Here is an 18338-nt window from a genome sequence, read left to right as displayed (position 1 = left end):
GAGTCCGCCCTCGTGCAGCCGCGACCCGGCCGCCACCGCCCGGACCCGGGCGCCCCGGCGGGCGAGCCGCGCCCCCGCGTACAGGGCGTCCCCGCCGTTGTCGCCGGAGCCTGCGAGCACCACGACGTCCGCGCCGTACACCCCGTCCAGGAGCCCGGCGCAGACCCGCGCCAGCCCGGCGGCGGCACGCTGCATCAGCGTCCCCTCGGGCAGCCGCGCCATCAGCGCCCCCTCGGCGGCCCGCACGTTCCCGACCTCGTGCGCGTATCTCACCCCGGCCCCTCTCCGCGATCATTTCCTCCAGGGTGCCATGCCGCCCCGGCCGCGACGGGCCACGAACCGCCTTGACGGGTGCGCCCTCCCGAGTCGATGGTGAATCAACGCACGTTTCGGTGAAATTTTCACCTATGTGCCGACCGGAAGATCAACCTGACGGCAAAGCCGGTAAGAGTCCTCACCGGATCCCGTGTCCGGCCGATGAACGCGCATCGCGTGGGGCACACTTCGCTGAGTAACTCGCGCTGGTCGGGAGGCGACCGGAGACATGACGACGTCTCGCGGTTCAGCGGGTGCCATGAGCCCCTTCCGAGGCCCCACCGTCCGGCAGCGCCGGCTGGCGGCCGAACTCCGCCGGCTGCGCGAACAGAACGGCTTCACCGGCGACGAGGTCGCCGCCCGGTTGAACTGGTCAACAGCCAAGGTCAGCCGGATAGAGAACGCGCGGACGAGCACAAAGATCCGCGATGTGGAGCTGCTCACCAGGCTGTACCAGATCGACCCCGTCCACCGGACCGAGCTGCTGACGCTGGCACACGATGCCGCGGCGAAGGGCTGGTGGGCGGAGTACCGGGAACTGCCCGGCGGATACACGCAGTTCATCGCGATGGAGGACGAGGCGAGCCGGATCGTCCAGTGGGAGACCTACCTGGTCCCCGGCCTGCTGCAGACCGAGGAGTACGCGCGGCAGGTGATGTCCGGAACCCGCCTGTACGACACCGTCCCCCCACGCGAGCTCGAACGGCGGATCGAGGTCCGCCTGCGCCGCCAGCAGCTCCTGAGCCGTACGGCCAAACCCGTCAGATACACCCTGCTGCTGGACGAGTCCGTGCTTCACCGGCTCGTCGGCGACCGGTCGGTGATGCGCGCTCAACTGCACCACCTGCTGGCCGTCGGCGACCTGCCGCACGTCACCCTGCGCGTCATCGAGCTGGCGGTGCCCCATCCGATCATGGAGGGGTCCTTCCAGCTCATGGAGTACGACCCGGTCGGGGACATCGTCTTCCCGGACGTGGTCTACACAGAGGCCCTCACCGACAACCAGATCACCGACGAGAAGGTCGCCTTCATGTACCGGCTCGCCTTCGAGGGCATGTCCGAGGTCGCGCTGGGTCCCGCGGAGACGCGGGCACTTGTCGCCGCGTCCGCGGACCGCTGGTAGCCCACGATCCGCGCCTGCCGCGGTCAGACAGGAAGGCACGAAGTGACGATGGACTCGACCACATCCGGGAAGGTCGCGTGGCGGAAGGGGTCCCGCTGCGGGGCCAACGGCGGCTGCGTGGAGGTCGGCGCGCTGGCCGCCGGCCTCGTCGGAGCCCGCGACTCCCACCTCGGCGACACCGGCCCCGTCCTGCGCCTCTCGGCCGCCGAATGGCGAACCGTCCGGACCAGAATCCAGGAGACCGAACTCGACCTGCCGTCCTAGAGCTCAGGGAAGCCCCCTGAGCTCTGGGCTCGAATGTCGGCGGTGGGCCAACGGTTTCCCGCCCCACCGCCGAATCCCCCAACCAACCAGAAAACCGACACCGACCAACGCCAATGAGGCCGATCCGCGTCCGCCGAACCGCGAGAAGCCCTCTCCCGTGTCCGTGCCCGACGACCGGAGTGCCGTGGGCCCTCCGCCGGGCGGCGTCAATTCCCCCGCGCCCACGGCGGCCTCGTACTCCTCATCGATGATCCGGACGAACAGCCGTCCCCGTCGGCCGCTGGGCGCCCTCCGCCGCCCCGAGATGGCCCAGAACTTCCGTCCCACCTCGGTCTTGAACAGATCGTTCCGGGCCAGGTAGCGCAGATGCTCACCGGACAGGCCGCCGTTTTCCCAGCTCACCTGCCACATGCTGACGAGCAGGTTGAGATACATGATCTTCCGCCACTCACCCGGCCCGACTCCCAGAGGCATGGGGAAGCACGAATGCAGGCCCGGATCCTCGATGGCCATTCTCATCACGGCTTGATGCGCGACGAGGACGGCGTGCTCGCGCCCGTGCCGGACCTCCCTCGCCTGGAGGCGAAGGGAGGCGGCCAAGACTGCCAGGGCGACCGCCGACAGCACCGCGGAGACCGCGCCGTACGTCTGGCCGATGTCGCCGAGAAGCGCCCAGTCGACATGAGCGCCGCTGAACAATGACAACAGGGCGAAGGGCGACAGGAGCGCCGCCCCGATCAGAAGTGCCACCGCGATGTTCAGGCTCAACAGCCGGACCAGGCCGATCGGGGGCCGTCTGGCTTCCACGCTGCCGCCTCCGGGTCGTCGGGAACGTTCTTCGACGTTCCGTGAGAGGCGGCAGGGCGTCAAGGGACGCTGACGTCCCGCCCGCCGGGTCCTGGTGGGCGGCGGGCGGTGGCAGTGCGAATTACTCGACGGTTACGGACTTGGCGAGGTTGCGGGGCTGGTCCACGTCGTGGCCCTTTGCGGTGGCCAGTTCGCAGGCGAAGACCTGGAGCGGGACGGTGGTGACCAGGGGCTGGAAGAGGGTCGGGACGGCCGGGACGCGGATCAGGGTGTCGGCGTAGGGCTCGACCGAGGTGTCGCCCTCCTCGGCGATCACGATGGTGCGGGCGCCGCGGGCGCGGATCTCCTGGATGTTGGAGACGATCTTGTCGTGCAGGACGGCGCGGGAGCGCGGCGGGACGACGACGATGACCGGCAGGCCCGGCTCGATCAGGGCGATCGGGCCGTGCTTGAGCTCGCCGGCGGCGAAGCCCTCGGCGTGCATGTAGGCCAGTTCCTTGAGCTTGAGCGCGCCCTCCAGGGCGACCGGGAAGCCCACGTGGCGGCCCAGGAACAGGACGGACTTCTCGTCCGCCAGGGAGCGGGCCAGCGCGCGGACGGGCTCCATCGTGCCGAGGACCTCGTCCACCTTCTCCGGCATCTTGGCCAGCAGCTGGATCATCGCGAAGACCTCGTCGCCGAACTTGGTGCCGCGCACCTGGGCGATGTAGAGGGCGATGAGGTAGACGGCGACGAGCTGGGTGAGGAACGCCTTGGTGGAGGCGACCGCGATCTCCGGGCCCGCGTGGGTGTACAGGACGCCGTCGCACTCGCGGGGCAGGGTCGAGCCGTTGACGTTGCAGATGCCGAGGAGCTTGGCGTGCTGCTCGCGGGCGTGCCGGACGGCCATCAGCGCGTCCATCGTCTCGCCCGACTGGGAGATGGCGATCACCAGAGTCGAGCGGGACAGGATCGGGTCGCGGTAGCGGAACTCGCTGGCCAGCTCCACCTCGCAGGGCAGCCCGGCCCAGTGCTCGATGGCGTACTTGGCGATCAGGCCCGCGTGGTAGGACGTGCCGCAGGCCACGATGATGATCTTGTCGACCTCGCGCAGCTCCTGGTCGGAGATGCGCATCTCGTCCAGGGTGAGGCGGCCGTCGGCGCCGATCCGGCCGAGGAGGGTGTCGGCGACCGCGCGCGGCTGCTCGGCGATCTCCTTGAGCATGAAGTAGTCGTAGCCGCCCTTCTCGGCGGCGGACACGTCCCAGTCGACGTGGTAGGCCTTGGTCTCGGCCGGACGGCCGTGGAAGTCGGTCACCGTCACGCCGGACCGGCGCAGCTCGACGACCTGGTCCTGGCCGAGCTCGATGGCGTCGCGGGTGTGCGCGATGAACGCGGCGACGTCGCTGGCGAGGAAGTTCTCGCCGTCGCCCACGCCGACGACCAGCGGCGAGTTGCGGCGGGCGCCGACCACCAGGTCGTCGTCCCCGGCGTGCATCGCGACCAGGGTGAACGCGCCCTCCAGGCGGCGGCACACGCGGCGCATCGCCTCGGCGAGGTCGCCGGTGGTCTTCAGCTCGTCCTCGAGCAGGTGCGCGACGGCCTCGGTGTCGGTGTCGGAGCGCAGCTTGTGGCCGCCCTCCTCCAGCTCGGTCCGCAGCGCCGCGAAGTTCTCGATGATGCCGTTGTGGATGACCGCGACCCGGCCCGCGCAGTCGGTGTGCGGGTGCGCGTTGCGGTCGTTCGGCGCGCCGTGCGTGGCCCACCGGGTGTGGCCCATCCCGAGCGTCCCGGCCGGCAGCGGCTCCTCGGCGAGCGCCTCGCGGAGGTTGACCAGCTTCCCGGCGCGCTTGGCCGTGGCGAGCGCCCCGTCCGCGAGCATGGCCACACCGGCCGAGTCGTAGCCGCGGTACTCGAGCCTCGCCAGACCCTCGACCACGACGTCCAGTGCCGGCCTGGCGCCGACGTAACCCACGATTCCGCACATGGCGGCCAGCCTATTCGGTCCCGATCGGCGACCCGCCGTCCGGACTAGACCAGCCCTGGTGGCCCGCCGCACCGCCCGTCCCAGTACGGTTGGCCCTTGTGCCCAGCCCATACGTCGAACTGAACCGCGCGCAGTGGCGGGCGCTGCGAGCCTCCACCCCGCTCACCCTCACCCCGGACGAGCTGGACGAGCTGCGCGGCGTCCGGGACCCCATCGACATCACCGAGGTCGAAGAGGTCTACCTGCCGCTGTCCCGCCTGCTCAACCTGTTCTTCGTGGGCCGCGGCGGCACCCGCGACACCGTGAGCGGCTTCCTCGGCGAGCCGGTCCAGCCCACCCCGTTCGTGATCGGCGTGGCGGGCTCGGTCGCGGTCGGCAAGTCCACCACGTCCCGGCTGCTGCGGACGCTGCTGGCGCGCTGGCCCGAGCACCCCCGTGTGGAACTGGTCACCACCGACAACTTCCTGTACCCGAACGCCGTCCTGGCCGAGCGCGGGCTGATGGAGCGCAAGGGCTTCCCGGAGTCCTACGACCGGCGGGCGCTGGTGCGATTCGTCCAGTCGGTGAAGTCGGGCGCGTCGCGGATGGACATCCCCATCTACTCCCACCTGGAGTACGACATCGTGCCGGACGCCCGGCAGACGGTGGAACGTCCGGACATCCTGATCGTCGAGGGCCTCAACGTCCTGCAGGCCCCGCCGGCCGGCACCCTCGGCGTGTCGGACTACTTCGACTTCGCGATCTACGTGGACGCCAAGGTCGAGGACATACGGCGCTGGTACATCGACCGCCTCCTCGCCCTGCGCCGGACGGCCTTCACCGACCCCCGCTCCTACTTCCGCGAGTACGCCAAGCTCAGCGAGCAGCAGGCGGAGGACTTCGCAGTCGGCGTCTGGGGCGCGATCAACGAGCCCAACCTGGTCGAGAACATCCTCCCGACCCGCGCCCGCGCCACCCTCGTCCTGCACAAGGACCGCGACCACTCCATCAACCGCGTCCGCCTCCGCCGCATCTGACCCCGCCGTCTCCGGCCGGCTCAGCCGCCTTCCTCCGGTCAGACGGCCCTCAGCGCGCGTTCCCGGGCCGCGGTGAAGTTCTCGATGATGTCTCCCGCCAGGTGGTACCACGGGCTCTCGGTGACGTGGGGCCCGATCGCCGCGAACTGTTCGGCGGCGGCGAACTGGTCGCCGCCCAGCGCGAAGCCGAAGGCCAGCAGGTTCCGGGCCCGCGACAGGGCAGGCGTCACCGGGGCGTCCGTGGCCGAGGCCAGGCGCGCGGCGACGGCACGCAGTTCGCGCTGGACGGCCGCGTCGGCGAAGTGGCCGGACTCGGTTTCGGCGGGCTCGGTTTCGGCGGGCTCGCCGTCAGGCTCGTCCAGCCAGGTCTCCAGATGCGCCTCCACGACCAGGGAGACCAGAGGTGAGGCCGGGGGCGCCGCGGCGGCGCGGGCACGGGCGAAGTTGAACATCAGCCCGGTCGAGCCGCTCCACTTGGGCGCGACGCCTTGGAGCATCATCGCGTGGGCGCGGTAGTGCCAGGTGTGCCGCGCGATCACCTCGGCGAACCGGCGGCCCAGTTCTTCGGGACCGTGCTGGAGGCCGCGGGCCGTGGTGAGCAGGTGCGCCCAAGGTTCCGGGTCGTCCGGGGCCAGTTCGGCGGCGCGCAGCAGGTCCCGTTCGGCCACGCCGAGGCGGACGCGGAACTCGCGGAACTGCTCGGAACCGGTCATTTCGGCACGGGCGGTGCCTCGCGCCTCCCAGGCCCACGCGATGCCGTGGGCGCCCCGGGCCAGGTGGGCGAGCGCTTCGCCCGGCTCCTCCTCGGGCCATCGGGCCAGCCAGTCCGGACGTCCCTGATGGTCGACGGCCACGCCGAGCAGGAAGGACCGGCGGTCGGCATCGCCGGTCTCGGCGGCGACACGGCGCAGCAGGTCCGTGTCGCCCTTCGCGGTGGCCGCCGCGAGTTCCCGGGCTTCCGGGTCGCCGAAGGTGGGGTCGAGGACGAGCACGGGGGGTTCAACCGGCATGGACGGGCTCCTCCAGCGGCGGGACAGGGGTCAGGTCCACGGCCGGACGCCCGAGTTCGGCGCGGACGGCCGCGACGCCGTCCGGACCGTCCAGGGCCCGGTCCACGAGCTCGCCGACCGGCGTGCCGGACCATTCGAGCTCGAACCGCGCCTCCCAGGACGTCTTCCAGACGCCACCGTGCTCCGCGGCCAGGACGGTCATGAAGACGAAGGCCAGGACCCTCTCCAGTCGTCGCCGCACGACCTGCGGGTCCCGGTCGCCGGGTGCGTCGGCGCCGGGGGCCGACACGGAGACCAGTTCGTGCCCGCGGCCGGCGGCGAGCAGTTCGAGAGCCTGGTCGAAGCCCGGCACGTCCCATCGGCCGCCCACCCGCACGGCCGCGTCGGTCATCGCCCTCGCAGCCCGCCCGACGACCTCGGCGGCGTACACCTCGGCCGCCGCGTCCCAGTCGGTGGGGACGGGGTCGGCCAGCCCGGTGATCTCGCGGGCGATCTCCAGTGAGAGGACCCTCTCCAGGTCGTCCGGACGGTCCAGCAGGTCACGGGCGCTCCCGGCTCCCCGGCGGAGCCCGGCCTCGGCCGTGGGAAGACCGGAGGGCCCGGCCGAGGGCAGCTCGGCGAGCAGCGCCAGTCGCTCTCCCAGGCTCGGATGGCTGTCCCAGCGACCGGTGGGCCGGGCGAGCGCGGCCTCGCGCAGCTTCTCGGCCTCCTCCCGCTGGCACGGTTCGGCGATGAACGCGCGCAGTCCGCCGTAAAGATCGGTCGGGTACCGGCCCGCCTTCCACAAGGGCACGGCGAAACCGACGGTGAACCGTTGGAACAGCACGGACTGCGCGCTGATGGCGGTCAGCGCGGACGCCAGCGCCTCCGGCCCCGCCACGCGTGCGGCGGACCGGTCGGCGGCGCGCTCCTGGCTCCGCGAGACGGCGAGCGTCACCCGCATGCAGAGCCGCAGGTAGACGCCGATCACGCGGGCGAGCTGGGCGTCCAGCGCCTTGTCGCTGCCCTGGAGCGCCGCGACCGTCCGCTCCAGCCTGCGCTGCGAGCGGTACACCAGGGGGCCGAGCCGCGTGTCGCCGCCGGAGACGTGGCCGAACTCGTGCGCCAGCACCGCGCGCAGCTCCGCCCGGTCGAGGGTCGCGAACAGCGCCGCGCCGACCACCAGCGTGACCCGGCCCCTGATCAGGCCGAACAGCCAGACCCGCTGGTGGACGGCGGCGTTGGCGTCCGGAACGACGCGGATGACGCGGGGGACGGGAGCGCGCACCTCGTCCGCCAGCGCCCGCACCTCGGCCCACAGGCGCGGCTGGTCGGCCTCGGTGACCCTGAGGCCGCCAGGTTCGGCGTCGCGGTTCGAGCGCATCCTGCCGAACGCGCCCCGCAGCATGGCCGCCCCACCGCCGGAGGCTCCCAGCATCAACCACAGGAAGAAGTTGCCGGCCTGGTGGAAGACGGCCTGGACCAGCACCGCGAGCGCGATCATCGTGCCGGTGACCAGCACCATGAGGATCGCGACCAGCAAGTAGAACCCGAGCAACAGGCCCACGCCCAGCAGGGCGCGCAGACCGATCAGTGCCGTGCCCGGACGCCGTGGTGACGACACCACTCCGCCGCCTTCCAGCCGTCCGGGACGGCGCTAGTTCAGAAGTGCGGCAATTGTGGCGGATCACCCGCGCTCGTGGCGTGTTCGTCGGTCACGATTCGGTCGGTCATTCGGCGCTGGCGACGGTGAGGGAGCGGAGGCGGACGGTCGCGAGGACGGTGGCGGCGAGGGTGACGACCACCAGCATCGTGACCGCCGTCGGCAGGGACACCGCGGGGTGGACGGTGGACGCGTCGGTCAGCGAGTGCGTGACCGACAGGGCCCACTGGACGATCGACGCCTTCTTCGCGCCCGGGGCGAAGTTGCCGAACAGGCTCTCCCAGACCAGCGCGTAGAGCAGGCCGATGGTGACCGCGTTGCGGCTCAGCACGCCGAGGGCGACGAAGACCGCGGCGTAGGCGACGCCGCCGACCAGGACGCCGACGGTGAAGGCCGGGGTGAGGCCCGCCGGAGCGCCCAGGATCAGGCCCGCCAGCAGCGTCGGGACGGCCGCGAACAGCGTGACCAGCACGATCGCGACGGCCAGTTTCGTCAGGACGACGGTCCGGCGCGGCACCGGCTTGGTCAGGATGTACATGATCTGCCCGTCGTCGATCTCCGGGCCGATCACGCCGGTGCCCGCGATCAGCGCCAGCAGCGGCAGCACCGCGCCGAGGGCGAAGGTCTGCAGGACGTTGGTGTCCACCTCCATGTCGTTGGTGTCGGTCAGCCGCAGGACGAGGGAGAGCAGCAGCAGGAGCCCCGGCAGCACGAACAGCAGCAGCGCCCGCCGCCGGCCGAGCATCGACCGGAACGTGATCATGGCGATCGTGGGGTTCATCGGGCCACCAGGTAGGAGAAGACGGATTCCAGGGACTCGTCGGCCGGGACGACCTCCCACAGCCGGACGCCGGCGTCCCGGGCGAGCCGGGGCAGCAGCCAGGTGAACCGGCCGAAGTCGGCCGCCTGGACGGCCAGGCCGTCCGGGGTGAGCTCGACGGCGGTGGCCGAGCCGTCGGCGATGATCGCGGCGGCGAGCGCGCGGTCGTCGCCGGACCGGACCCGGAACCGGTGCGGACGGTCGGTCATCAGCCTGCGGATCTCGCGGAAGTCGCCGGACGCGGCGTGCCGGCCGGCGACGATCACCTCGATGTGCCCGGCGAGCCGCTCGACCTCCTCCAGGATGTGCGAGGAGAACAGGATCGTGCGGCCCTCGGCGGCCATCCGGCGGATGAGGTCCATGAGCTGCAGCCGCTGCCGCGGGTCCATGCCGTTGAACGGCTCGTCCAGCAGCAGCACGGCCGGGTCGTGGACCAGCGCGGACGCCATCTTGATCCGCTGCTTCATGCCCTTGGAGTAGGTGCCGATGGCGCGGTCGGCGGCCTGCTCCATCTCGACCTGGGCGATCGCGCGGTCGGCGGCCCGGCCCGGTTCGGCGAGCCTGTGCAGCTTGGCCATGGCGAGGATGAACTGCCGACCGGTCAGGAAGTCGTAGGCCGACTCGCGTTCGGGCACCAGGCCGAGCCGGGTGTAGACGCGCGGGTTCTGCCAGATGGGCTCGTCGTCCAGCTCGACGGTGCCCGACGACGGCGACAGGAACCCGCCCATCATGTGGATCAGCGTGGACTTGCCCGCGCCGTTCGGCCCGAGCAGCCCGGTCACGCCCGGGCCGATGGTCATCGTCACGCCGTTGACGGCCACGACGTTGCCGTACCAGCGGGACACGTCCCGCAGCCTGATCTCGGTCACGACAGGCCCGCCTTCCGGAACCGCGCGTGCAGGACGAGGACCGAGCCGGCCACGATCAGGGCGCACAGCACGAGGGCGACGGCCCCGCCGCGCAGGCCGGACGGGACGGTCACGCCCTCCTTCCCGCCGAGCAGCCGGACCGCGACCGCGTCCACCAGGGTGAACGGGGTGCACAGGCCGAGCCAGCCGCTCATCGTCCAGTGCCCGGTGTGCTCGGCGATCTTCTGCACGATCGACACCAGGGCCTCCGACACGATCAGCACCGCGATCACGGCCGCGACGCCGAAGCCCCGGCGGGGCGTGAACGCGGCGACGACCAGCCCGATCGCGGCCAGCACCAGCGACAGCAGCAGGCACGCGGCGAGACCGCCGAGGTAGTGCAGCAGATGCTCGCCCGAGTCCGGCACCTGGGTGACGAGCCCGCCGACGTACAGCAGGGTGACCGGCGTCGCGGTGAGCGCGAACAGCGCGGTCGCGAACGCGCCGAGCTTGGCGAGGACGAGGTCGACGTGCCCCACCGGCCGCGAGAAGTACAGCGGGACGGTGTGGAACCGGATCTCCCGGGACGCCAGCACCGGCGCCTGCGTCGCCACGAAGATCGAGATGATCAGCTGGAGCATGAACTGGTAGCGCGTGTAGGGGAACAGCGCCTCCGGCCGCTTGGCGATCGCGACCACCGCGATGTCGCCGACGGCGGGCAGCAGCATGATCCCCACCAGGATGAACGGCATGACCTTCGCGCGCGCCGGACGCCCGAGGCCGTAGGCGGCGCGCAGGTTGTGCACGAAGATCGACCGCGTGACGTAGGCGCGGCCGAGCCGCTTGCCGTCGTAGTGCCGGTAGCCGATGTCGTGGATGGTGCTGACGTTCACCGGGCACCTCCCCTCAGCTCCTCGGCGGACGGTCCGGCCGGCCCTGGCACGGCGCCCGGACCCCCGGGGACCGCACCGGGCGGCCCTGGGACGGCGCCCGGCGGCAGCGGGACCGCCTGCGGCGCGACCGAGAAGACCTCCTCGATGTGGTGGCGGCGCTGCTCCATCCGGACGAGCCGCAGCCCCAGCTCGGCCGAGCCGTCCCGGACCAGGTCGTAGACGCTCTCGTCGCCGATGTCGATCATCAGCAGCCGCTCCTCCGGACGGACCGCCACCCCCCGCCCGTACAGCCAGCGGCCGAGGTCGTCGCGGCCCTCGTCCACCTCGACGACCAGCACCCCGCTCGCCGCCGTGTACGCCTCGACGGCCTGCGAGCGCAGCAGCCGCCCGCCGTCGATCACGACCACGTGGTCGCAGACCCGCTCCAGCTCGCCGAGCAGGTGCGAGGTGACCAGGACGCTGATCCCGAACTCGTGCCCGATCCGCCGGATCAGGCCGAGCATCTCGTCGCGTCCGGCGGGGTCGAGGCCGTTGGTCGGCTCGTCCAGGAACACCAGGCGCGGGTCGTGCACCAGCGCCTGGGCGAGCTTGACGCGCTGCCGCATGCCGGTGGAGTAGCCGCCGATCGGGCGGTACCGCTCCTCGTAGAGCCCGACGTGCCGCAGCGTGTCGGCGGCGCGCTCGCGGGCGGCGGTCGGCGGCAGCCCGCACATCCGCGCCATGTGGACGACGAACTCGGTGGCCGACACGTCCGGCGGGAGGCAGTCGTACTCGGGCATGAACCCGACCACGCGCCGGATCTCACCGCCCTGCCGGGCGATGTCCAGGCCGAGCACCTGCGCGCCGCCCGCGGACGGCGGCAGCAGGCCCAGCAGGATCTTGATGAGGGTCGACTTCCCGGCCCCGTTGGCGCCCACGAGCCCGACGACGCCCGGCGGAGCCGCGAGCGTCAGGTCGTCGAGCGCGGTGACGCGCGGGAACCTCATCGTGAGGCCCCGGGTCTCGATGATCGGCGGCATGTCCCGAACCTAGCGGCAATCGGTGTGTTCGTCGTCACCCGTGGGATCTAGGCCGGCCGGTCGACACGTCCGCCCCGCGGAGGACCCGCCGCCATACCAGCCGCTGAACCAGGAGCGTGACGACGCCCGCGATGATCATCCCGGCCAGGTTGATCGCGAGCTGCAGCACCGACCCGCCGACCTGGCTGCCGTGCCGCAGCGCGAGCGCGACCGCGAGGTTCCCCGCCGCCGGGACGGTCGTCACCGAGATGAACACGCCGACCAGCGCCGACGACTTGCCCGCCGTCATCGACAGCACCCCGGCCGCGCCCGCGAGCACCGCGACGATGAACGACCAGCGGTCCGGGCTGTAGATGAAGGCCGTGCTCGGCCGGTCGGCCGGCAGCCGGCTGATGTCGAGCACGCCGGTCCAGCGGCCGGCCAGCGCGCACAGGTAGGTGACGACGATGGCGAAGGCGAACCCGGCGGACAGCGTCCGGACGGCCCCGCCGATCCTTTGCCCGTTACGGCTGATCAGGCCGTAGCAGATCGCGGCCACCGAGGAGAACTCCGGGCCGAGCACCATCGCGCCGACCACGAGGATCGCCGAGTCGGTGATCGCGGCGATCCCGGCAAGCTGCGTGGCGAGCGTGAGGAAGGCCAGATAGGCCCAGGTCAGCTGGGCGCCCTCGGCGGTCTGCCGGTCCAGTTCCTCCCAGACGACCGCGTCGTCGGGGGCGCCGGGCGCGCGCCGCTGCGCCTCCTCCGCGCCGTGCGAGAGCGACAGGTCGACGTTCTCGACGGAGATCGAGCCGTCCCGGTCGACGCCGAGCTCCCGCAGCGCGTCCAGGATCTCGTTGGCGGCCTCCCGCGCCACGTCGGCGGTGACCACGTCGCCCTTCGGGCTGCGCGCCGCGTCCGGCAGCACCACGACGTTGGTGACGCCCACGTGCGCGGACAGCGCCGAGCACACCGCGTCCGTACGGTCGGGCGGGACGATCGATCTCACATGCAGCACGCGTCACATCGTCCCGCATCCGCCCACCGACGCGCCCACCCGCCATCCGTCCGCACGCCGGCCGTCCGCACGCCCTGCCGCCCGCGCGCACGCCGTACGACCGTCCCGACGTCCACACGCCCTGCCGCAGCCGGACGGCTCGGCCGCCGGACGGGCCCGCAGGGGTCAGTGCTCGGTGATCTCCAGGCGGCCGACCTTGAGATGGGCGATCTCGACGACGCCCGCCTCCAGGTGGTTGATGACGGCGCGCTTGATGGCCAGGCGGCCGATCGCGAGGGCGCCGATGGCCAGGGCTCCGACGGCGGCCGAGCCGAGGGCCAGCGAGCCGAGGCCGGTCAGCGGCCGGAGCGTCGCGCCGACGGCCGACGCGCCGGTGACCTCGGCGCCCACGGCGCGGGCGCCGACACCTCGCTCGGTCCGGACGCGCGGGCGCTCGTCCCCCTGCTCCGCCGGGGGCTCGTGCTCCGCCGCAAGCTGTTCGGCGGGCCGGTTCTCGTCAGGCTCGGTCGTCATGGGGCCAGCCTAGGCGAGGCCCGCGCGGCTCCCCGCGCGGGTCCGACCTCTGTGGAAAACCGTCCGGGAGGTCAGCCGAGGGCCGTGCGGACGACCTCGGCGAGCCGCTCGGCCACGCCGCGCGCCTGCTCCTCGGACGCGGCCTCGACCATGACGCGGACCATGGGCTCGGTGCCGCTCGGCCGGATCAGCACGCGCCCCGACGCGCCCAGCTCCGCCTCGGCGTCGGCGATCGCGGCCGACAGCTCGGGCGACGACTTGGCGCGGGCCTTGTCCACGTCCCGCACGTTGACCAGCACCTGCGGCAGCCGCGTCATCGCCTTGGCCAGCTCGTCCAGCGGACGGCCGAGCCGGGCCATCGCGGCGAGCAGGTGCAGGCCGGTCAGCACGCCGTCGCCGGTGGTGGCGTGGTCCAGCATGATCACGTGGCCGGACTGCTCGCCGCCGAAGTTGAAGCCGCGCTCCTTCATGGCCTCCAGCACGTAGCGGTCGCCGACGGCGGTCTCCACGACCGTCAGGCCCGCCTCGCGCATCGCCAGCTTGAAGCCCAGGTTGGACATCACGGTCGCGACGACGGTGTCGTCGGCGAGCCGCCCGGCCTCGCGCAGGTCCAGCGCCAGGATCGCCATGATCTGGTCGCCGTCCACCTCCTCGCCGCCCGCGGTGACGGCCAGGCAGCGGTCCGCGTCGCCGTCGTTGGCGATGCCGGCGTCCGCGCCGTGCTCCCGGACGGCCGCCTTCAGCGCGTCCAGGTGGGTGGAGCCGACCCCGGCGTTGATGTTCAGCCCGTCGGGCGCGGTGCCGATCGTGACCACCTCGGCGCCGGCGCGGCGCAGCGCCTCGGGCGCCACCTCGCAGGACGCGCCGTTCGCGCAGTCCACCACGACCTTCAGGCCGTCCAGCGACACCGGCAGCGTGCCCAGCAGGTGCGCGATGTACTGCTCGACCGCGCCGTGCGCCTCCCGGACGCGGCCGACGCCCGCTCCGGTCGGGGGCTCCCAGTCCTGGCCGAGGGTGGCCTCGATGCGGTCCTCGATCTCGTCGGCGAGCTTGAAGCCGCTGCGGTCGAAGAACTTGATCCCGTTGTCCGGGGCGGGGTTGTGCGAGGCCGACAGCATCACGCCCAGGTCGGCGTCCAGCGCGTGCGTCAGGTAGGCGACGGCGGGCGTCGGCAGCACGCCGAGCCGTAGCACGTCCACGCCGGCGCTGGCCAGGCCCGCGACGACCGCGGCCTCCAGGAACTCGCCCGACGCGCGCGGGTCGCGGCCCACGACCGCGACCGGGCGGTGCCCGGCGAACGCCCCGGCCTCGCCGAGCACCCGCGCGGCCGCGACCGACAGGTCCATGGCGAGCGGCGCGGTGAGGTCGCGGTTGGCGAGCCCGCGTACTCCGTCGGTTCCGAACAGACGACCCACGATCAACTCCTAGCCCGGCCGGGCGCGGGGACCCCGACCCCGCACGTCGGCACGCTCAATGTAGTCCGCGATGGCGGACGCGCCCGGCACCCGGCGCGTCCCGACCGCCCCCGTGAAATGCGAACGAGCCGCCGCGCCCCGCGGACGCCGCCCGACCCCGCGGTGAACGGGGGTCGGGGGCGTGCCACACGGGACACGGCGGCTCGATCGGAACGCTTAGCGCTTGCTGTACTGCGGCGCCTTGCGGGCCTTCTTGAGACCCGCCTTCTTGCGCTCGGTCGCCCGCGCGTCACGGGTGAGGAAGCCGGCCTTCTTCAGCGCCGGACGGTGCTCGATGTTGGCGAACTGGAGCGCCCGGGAGATGCCCAGGAGCAGGGCGCCGGCCTGGCCGGTGGTGCCACCGCCGTTCACCCGGCAGATCACGTCGAACTGGTTCTCCAGACCCAGCAGCACGAACGGCGAGTTCACGATCTGCTGGTGGACCTTGTTCGGGAAGTACTGGTCCAGGGTGCGGCCGTTGATGGTCCACTTGCCCGAGCCCGGGACGATGCGGACGCGCGCGATGGCCTCCTTGCGGCGGCCGGTGGCGGCGGCGGGGCCGGTGGCGACGGGCTGGCCCAGCATGCCCCCCTCGGACTCGGGGGTCTCCGTCGAGTACTCCGACGGCGCGTCTTCGTACGAGTCGTACTCGACGCCCTCGGCGGGCGTCTCGATGCCGGTCTCGGACACTTTTCTCCTCAGAGGTCTTCTAGCCAGGGCGGCGGACCCGTCTGTCACGGGTGCCCCGGCGGCCACGGAATTCGGGGTGCCGTACCCGGCGGGCACGGCGGGGGTCCTACTGCGCGATCTGCTTGATCTCGAACGGCACCGGCTTCTGCGCCGCGTGCGGGTGCTCCGGGCCGGCGTAGACCTTGACCTTGGCGAGCATCTGGCGGCCGAGGGAGTTCTTGGGCAGCATGCCCTTGATCGCCTTCTCGACGGCCTTCTCCGGGTGCTTGGCGAGCAGGTCGGCGTAGGACATCGAGCGGAGGCCGCCCGGGTAGCCCGAGTGCCGGTAGGCGCGCTTGTTCTGCAGCTTGTTGCCCGTCAGCGCCACCTTGTCGGCGTTGACGATGATGACGAAGTCACCGGTGTCCAGGTGCGGCGCGTAGATCGCCTTGTGCTTACCCCGGAGCAGCTGCGCGGCCTGGCTCGCGAGCCGACCCAGCACGACGTCGGTCGCGTCGATGACGTGCCACTGACGCTGGACGTCAGCGGGCTTTGGGGTGTACGTGCGCACGGTCGTAGACCTTCGTTTCCTAGTCGACTGGCGGTTGATCCCGCCCGGCCCGTGGACGGGACGGGCGTGCCGCGCGGATGCGATCGCCGCCCGCCCAATGAGGTCGGGCACGCAATACAGCGACTGGGCAGCATATCCAGCCACGCGGGCACGGGTCAAAGCCGGGCCGCTAAACGGTGCTCACGCTGCGCTCAGTGCTCGTTCGTCAACCGCCGACGGCTACTTTCCCGGCCATCCTCCAGTATGCACCATCACGCCTCGTGCCCCGACCTCCGCCGCCTCCGGACGCGCTCGGCGGGCCTTCTCGCGGGGGCGATCGGCGGCGCCCCGGGTGTGATCAACGGTGCCTCGGCGGGTGAGCAAGAGAGGAAGAAAGGCCGCCTTGTGTCCCATATATGGATAAGGTGCGGCCCGTCCGGTCTCCCTCGCCGGCAGCGCGCCGGCCCGGCCCCCAGGAGCATCGATGCGCCCTCCCCGCCGCGCCTCCCGCTCGTCCCGTCCCCGAGATCCCCGGGCGGACGACCCCTACCGGGACGGCCCAGGACGCCACACCCCCGGCGGACCGTCCCCTGACGGCCCCTACTCCGCGTCCCCGTTCCCCGGCGGCGCCGGCGGTCAGGGCAGCGACGCCTTCGCCTCGGCCGATCCGTACCGGCTCGGCCCGTCCGACGCGGCCCCGGACCGGTTCGCGCCGCCCGCCGGGCCCCGTCCGCTGGAGCACGAACGGCACCGTCCGTCCGCCGCCGAGACCGCGCGGGCGCACGGGACCGGCCGACCGGGGGCGGGCCACGGACCGGCGGACGCCACCGCCGTCCACGTGCCCGAGGAGGGCGACCGGCTCGCCTACTCCCCCACCGGACGCACCGAGCACATCCCGGCGGGCGCGTACGGCGCCGAAAGCCCCGGCGGACCAGGCGATTTCGGTCACGCCCCGGGAGGCCCCGGCGGTCCCGGCGGCTCCGGTGGTCCTGGTGGCTCCGGTGGTCCTGGTGGCTCCGGCGGCCACGGCGGTCCGGGTGGACGTGACTTCTGGGACGCCCCGGCAGGCGGCGGCCCCGGCCGCAGGCGCCGGACGCCGCTGATCATCGCCGGTGCGGCGGGCGCGATGGCGCTGGTCGTCGGCGCGGGCGTGGCCGTGAGCCAGCTCTCCTCGGACGACGGGAAGCGCAAGCCGACCGCCGCGGCACTCCCCGAGGGGACGCTCGACGGCCAGGGCGGCGCGCAGCCGGACGGCTCGCCCAGCGAGAGCCCGTCCAAGTCCCCGTCCAAGGCCCCCGCCAAGACGCCCAAGCCGAAGCCGAGCGCGAAGAAGCCCGGCTCGAAGCCTTCCACCAGCAAGCCCGGTGGCACAGCGGGCGGCGGCTCGGGCTCGTCCCCCGGCAAGACGGGCGGCGGAAGCGGCTCGGGCGGCGGGACCGGCGGCGGCTCCGGCTCCGGCTCCGGCTCGGGCGGGAACGGCGGCTCGGGTGGATCGGGCGGCTCCGGAGGCTCCGGCGGAGGCGGGAGCACGGCGACCGCGTCCGAGGCGGCCGTCTTCCGGCTCACCAACCAGCAGCGCGCGAAGGCCGGATGCTCCCCGCTGCGCCTGGACGCGCGCCTCACCAAGGCCGCCCGCCTGCACTCGCAGGACATGGCGGCGCACAACTACTTCAGCCACGACTCCCAGAACGGCGCGAGCCCCTGGGACCGCATCCGCCGGCAGGGCTACAACCAGCCCGGCGCGGAGAACATCGCCAAGGGCTACGCGGACGCCGCCGCCGTCATGAAGGGCTGGATGAACAGTCCGGGGCACCGCGCCAACATCCTGAACTGCGGACTGAAGGCGCTCGGCGTCGGCCGCGCGGACGGCCCCGGCGGCCCGCTGTGGACGCAGGACTTCGGCTGGAAGTGAGTCCCCCGGACGCCGCGTGAGGTTCCTGAAACGGGCGGCGTCCGGTTCGCCCCCATGTCATGGTGGGTGTGCCGATGGGTCCAGAGCCCTGAACGAGGAACGGTAGGGTCCAAGCCATGGGTTACCCCGGTGACACAGGCGACAACGGTGGCCGGCCTTCGGAGCGGCCCCCGCGACAGCCCCACGGTCCCGGCGGCGCGGAGTCCGCGCCGGTCTCGTGGGATGACGACCAGAACCGGTTCGCCCCCGGTTCCTTCGGCGCGCCCCCGGGCGGTCTCTCCGCCGAACCGGCGCACACCGCGTCCGGCCACGGCGACCCGAACGGGACGGCCGCGTTCGGCGACCCCAACGGGACCGCCGCGTTCGGCGGGCCGCCCTCGTTCGGCGGTTCCGCGCAGGGCGCCGACAGCGTGCCGGCGGGGTTCGGCGGCCCGGCCCACGGCGACGGCTTCGGCGGGCAGGGGCAGGGCGTCGCCGACGGCAACGGCTTCGGCGGCGACGGCGGCTTCGGCGGTCCGGG

Annotated in this window: 18 protein-coding genes and 1 pseudogene; 5 read left to right on the top strand and 14 right to left on the bottom strand. The window is 72.7% G+C overall.

Annotated features, from left to right (window positions below):
* A partial coding sequence (locus tag DZF91_RS18110) for an NAD(P)H-hydrate epimerase (RefSeq protein WP_235834382.1) occupies positions 1-273 on the bottom strand: 273 nt, incomplete at its 3' end.
* A 301-nt stretch (positions 274-574) separates the two neighbouring features.
* On the opposite strand from DZF91_RS18110, the gene DZF91_RS18105 reads away from it, so the two are divergent.
* Complete coding sequence (locus tag DZF91_RS18105) at positions 575-1438, top strand: helix-turn-helix domain-containing protein (RefSeq protein WP_117358639.1); 864 nt, start codon at positions 575-577, stop codon at positions 1436-1438.
* Between the two features lie 48 nt (positions 1439-1486).
* On the top strand, positions 1487-1702 hold the full coding sequence (locus tag DZF91_RS18100; protein ID WP_117358640.1) for a DUF397 domain-containing protein: 216 nt from the start codon (positions 1487-1489) through the stop codon (positions 1700-1702).
* A gap of 3 nt (positions 1703-1705) precedes the next feature.
* Here DZF91_RS18100 and DZF91_RS18095 read toward each other — a convergent pair whose 3' ends face one another.
* Both DZF91_RS18095 and glmS read right to left on the bottom strand, forming a co-directional pair.
* Positions 1706-2509, bottom strand: coding sequence for a DUF6082 family protein (locus DZF91_RS18095; RefSeq protein WP_117358638.1), 804 nt, complete (start codon positions 2507-2509; stop codon positions 1706-1708).
* A gap of 121 nt (positions 2510-2630) precedes the next feature.
* Entirely contained in the window at positions 2631-4475 is a 1845-nt protein-coding gene (glmS, locus tag DZF91_RS18090) for a glutamine--fructose-6-phosphate transaminase (isomerizing) (protein ID WP_117358637.1), read from the bottom strand.
* Positions 4476-4573: 98 nt separating this feature from the next.
* Here glmS and coaA point away from each other — a divergent pair, with 98 nt between their 5' ends.
* Positions 4574-5491, top strand: a complete 918-nt coding sequence (gene coaA, locus DZF91_RS18085) for a type I pantothenate kinase (protein WP_117358636.1) — start codon at positions 4574-4576, stop codon at positions 5489-5491.
* 38 nt (positions 5492-5529) lie between these two features.
* On the opposite strand, the gene DZF91_RS18080 is transcribed toward coaA, so the two are convergent.
* From DZF91_RS18080 to rplM, 11 genes are all read right to left on the bottom strand, one after another.
* Entirely contained in the window at positions 5530-6501 is a 972-nt protein-coding gene (locus DZF91_RS18080; RefSeq protein WP_147341196.1) for a hypothetical protein, read from the bottom strand.
* A complete protein-coding gene (locus tag DZF91_RS18075) occupies positions 6491-8104 on the bottom strand; it encodes a M48 family metallopeptidase (protein ID WP_147341195.1) in 1614 nt (537 codons plus the stop codon). Before DZF91_RS18075 ends, DZF91_RS18080 begins: the two co-directional genes overlap by 11 nt.
* Positions 8105-8210: 106 nt before the next feature.
* Positions 8211-8924: an ABC transporter permease gene (locus DZF91_RS18070; RefSeq protein WP_117358633.1), complete on the bottom strand. Its 714-nt coding sequence runs from the start codon at positions 8922-8924 to the stop codon at positions 8211-8213.
* A complete protein-coding gene (locus DZF91_RS18065) occupies positions 8921-9832 on the bottom strand; it encodes an ABC transporter ATP-binding protein (protein ID WP_117358632.1) in 912 nt (303 codons plus the stop codon). The genes DZF91_RS18070 and DZF91_RS18065 overlap by 4 nt, the downstream gene beginning before the upstream one ends.
* A complete protein-coding gene (locus DZF91_RS18060; RefSeq protein WP_117358631.1) occupies positions 9829-10704 on the bottom strand; it encodes an ABC transporter permease in 876 nt (291 codons plus the stop codon). The genes DZF91_RS18065 and DZF91_RS18060 overlap by 4 nt, the downstream gene beginning before the upstream one ends.
* A complete protein-coding gene (locus DZF91_RS18055; RefSeq protein ID WP_117358630.1) occupies positions 10701-11723 on the bottom strand; it encodes an ABC transporter ATP-binding protein in 1023 nt (340 codons plus the stop codon). Before DZF91_RS18055 ends, DZF91_RS18060 begins: the two co-directional genes overlap by 4 nt.
* 34 nt (positions 11724-11757) lie before the next feature.
* Positions 11758-12720: a DUF389 domain-containing protein gene (locus DZF91_RS18050; protein WP_117358629.1), complete on the bottom strand. Its 963-nt coding sequence runs from the start codon at positions 12718-12720 to the stop codon at positions 11758-11760.
* Positions 12721-12885: 165 nt separating this feature from the next.
* Positions 12886-13233 (bottom strand): hypothetical protein, encoded by a 348-nt coding sequence (locus DZF91_RS18045; protein ID WP_117358628.1) that lies wholly within the window; start codon positions 13231-13233, stop codon positions 12886-12888.
* A 71-nt stretch (positions 13234-13304) separates the two neighbouring features.
* Complete coding sequence (glmM, locus tag DZF91_RS18040; RefSeq protein ID WP_117358627.1) at positions 13305-14648, bottom strand: phosphoglucosamine mutase; 1344 nt, start codon at positions 14646-14648, stop codon at positions 13305-13307.
* 216 nt (positions 14649-14864) lie between these two features.
* Complete coding sequence (rpsI, locus tag DZF91_RS18035; RefSeq protein WP_117358626.1) at positions 14865-15377, bottom strand: 30S ribosomal protein S9; 513 nt, start codon at positions 15375-15377, stop codon at positions 14865-14867.
* A 106-nt stretch (positions 15378-15483) separates the two neighbouring features.
* On the bottom strand, positions 15484-15927 hold the full coding sequence (gene rplM / locus DZF91_RS18030) for a 50S ribosomal protein L13 (RefSeq protein ID WP_117358625.1): 444 nt from the start codon (positions 15925-15927) through the stop codon (positions 15484-15486).
* Between the two features lie 463 nt (positions 15928-16390).
* Between rplM and DZF91_RS18025 the strand changes: the two genes are divergently transcribed.
* Both DZF91_RS18025 and DZF91_RS18020 read left to right on the top strand, forming a co-directional pair.
* Positions 16391-17818 carry a CAP domain-containing protein gene (locus DZF91_RS18025; protein ID WP_117358624.1) on the top strand — a complete coding sequence of 476 codons (1428 nt, stop codon included), beginning with the start codon at positions 16391-16393 and terminating at the stop codon, positions 17816-17818.
* 116 nt (positions 17819-17934) lie between these two features.
* Positions 17935-18338, top strand: a pseudogene (locus tag DZF91_RS18020) (hypothetical protein); the annotation flags it as partial.

Source organism: Actinomadura logoneensis, assembly GCF_003428695.1.
Lineage (GTDB): Bacteria > Actinomycetota > Actinomycetes > Streptosporangiales > Streptosporangiaceae > Spirillospora > Spirillospora logoneensis.
The sequence above is the reverse complement of the archived record's forward strand: the minus strand, read 5'-3'. Positions and strand labels throughout refer to the sequence as shown.

Excerpts from the sequence above, each read along its gene's own strand:
- DZF91_RS18105 (WP_117358639.1), top strand. The coding sequence starts at position 575 with ATGAGCCCCTTCCGAGGCCCCACCGTCCGGCAGCGCCGGCTGGCGGCC.
- DZF91_RS18100 (WP_117358640.1), top strand. The coding sequence starts at position 1,487 with ATGGACTCGACCACATCCGGGAAGGTCGCGTGGCGGAAGGGGTCCCGC.
- glmS (WP_117358637.1), bottom strand. The coding sequence starts at position 4,475 with ATGTGCGGAATCGTGGGTTACGTCGGCGCCAGGCCGGCACTGGACGTC.
- DZF91_RS18080 (WP_147341196.1), bottom strand. The coding sequence starts at position 6,501 with ATGCCGGTTGAACCCCCCGTGCTCGTCCTCGACCCCACCTTCGGCGAC.
- DZF91_RS18070 (WP_117358633.1), bottom strand. The coding sequence starts at position 8,924 with ATGAACCCCACGATCGCCATGATCACGTTCCGGTCGATGCTCGGCCGG.
- DZF91_RS18055 (WP_117358630.1), bottom strand. The coding sequence starts at position 11,723 with ATGCCGCCGATCATCGAGACCCGGGGCCTCACGATGAGGTTCCCGCGC.
- DZF91_RS18045 (WP_117358628.1), bottom strand. The coding sequence starts at position 13,233 with ATGACGACCGAGCCTGACGAGAACCGGCCCGCCGAACAGCTTGCGGCG.
- DZF91_RS18025 (WP_117358624.1), top strand. The coding sequence starts at position 16,391 with ATGCGCCCTCCCCGCCGCGCCTCCCGCTCGTCCCGTCCCCGAGATCCC.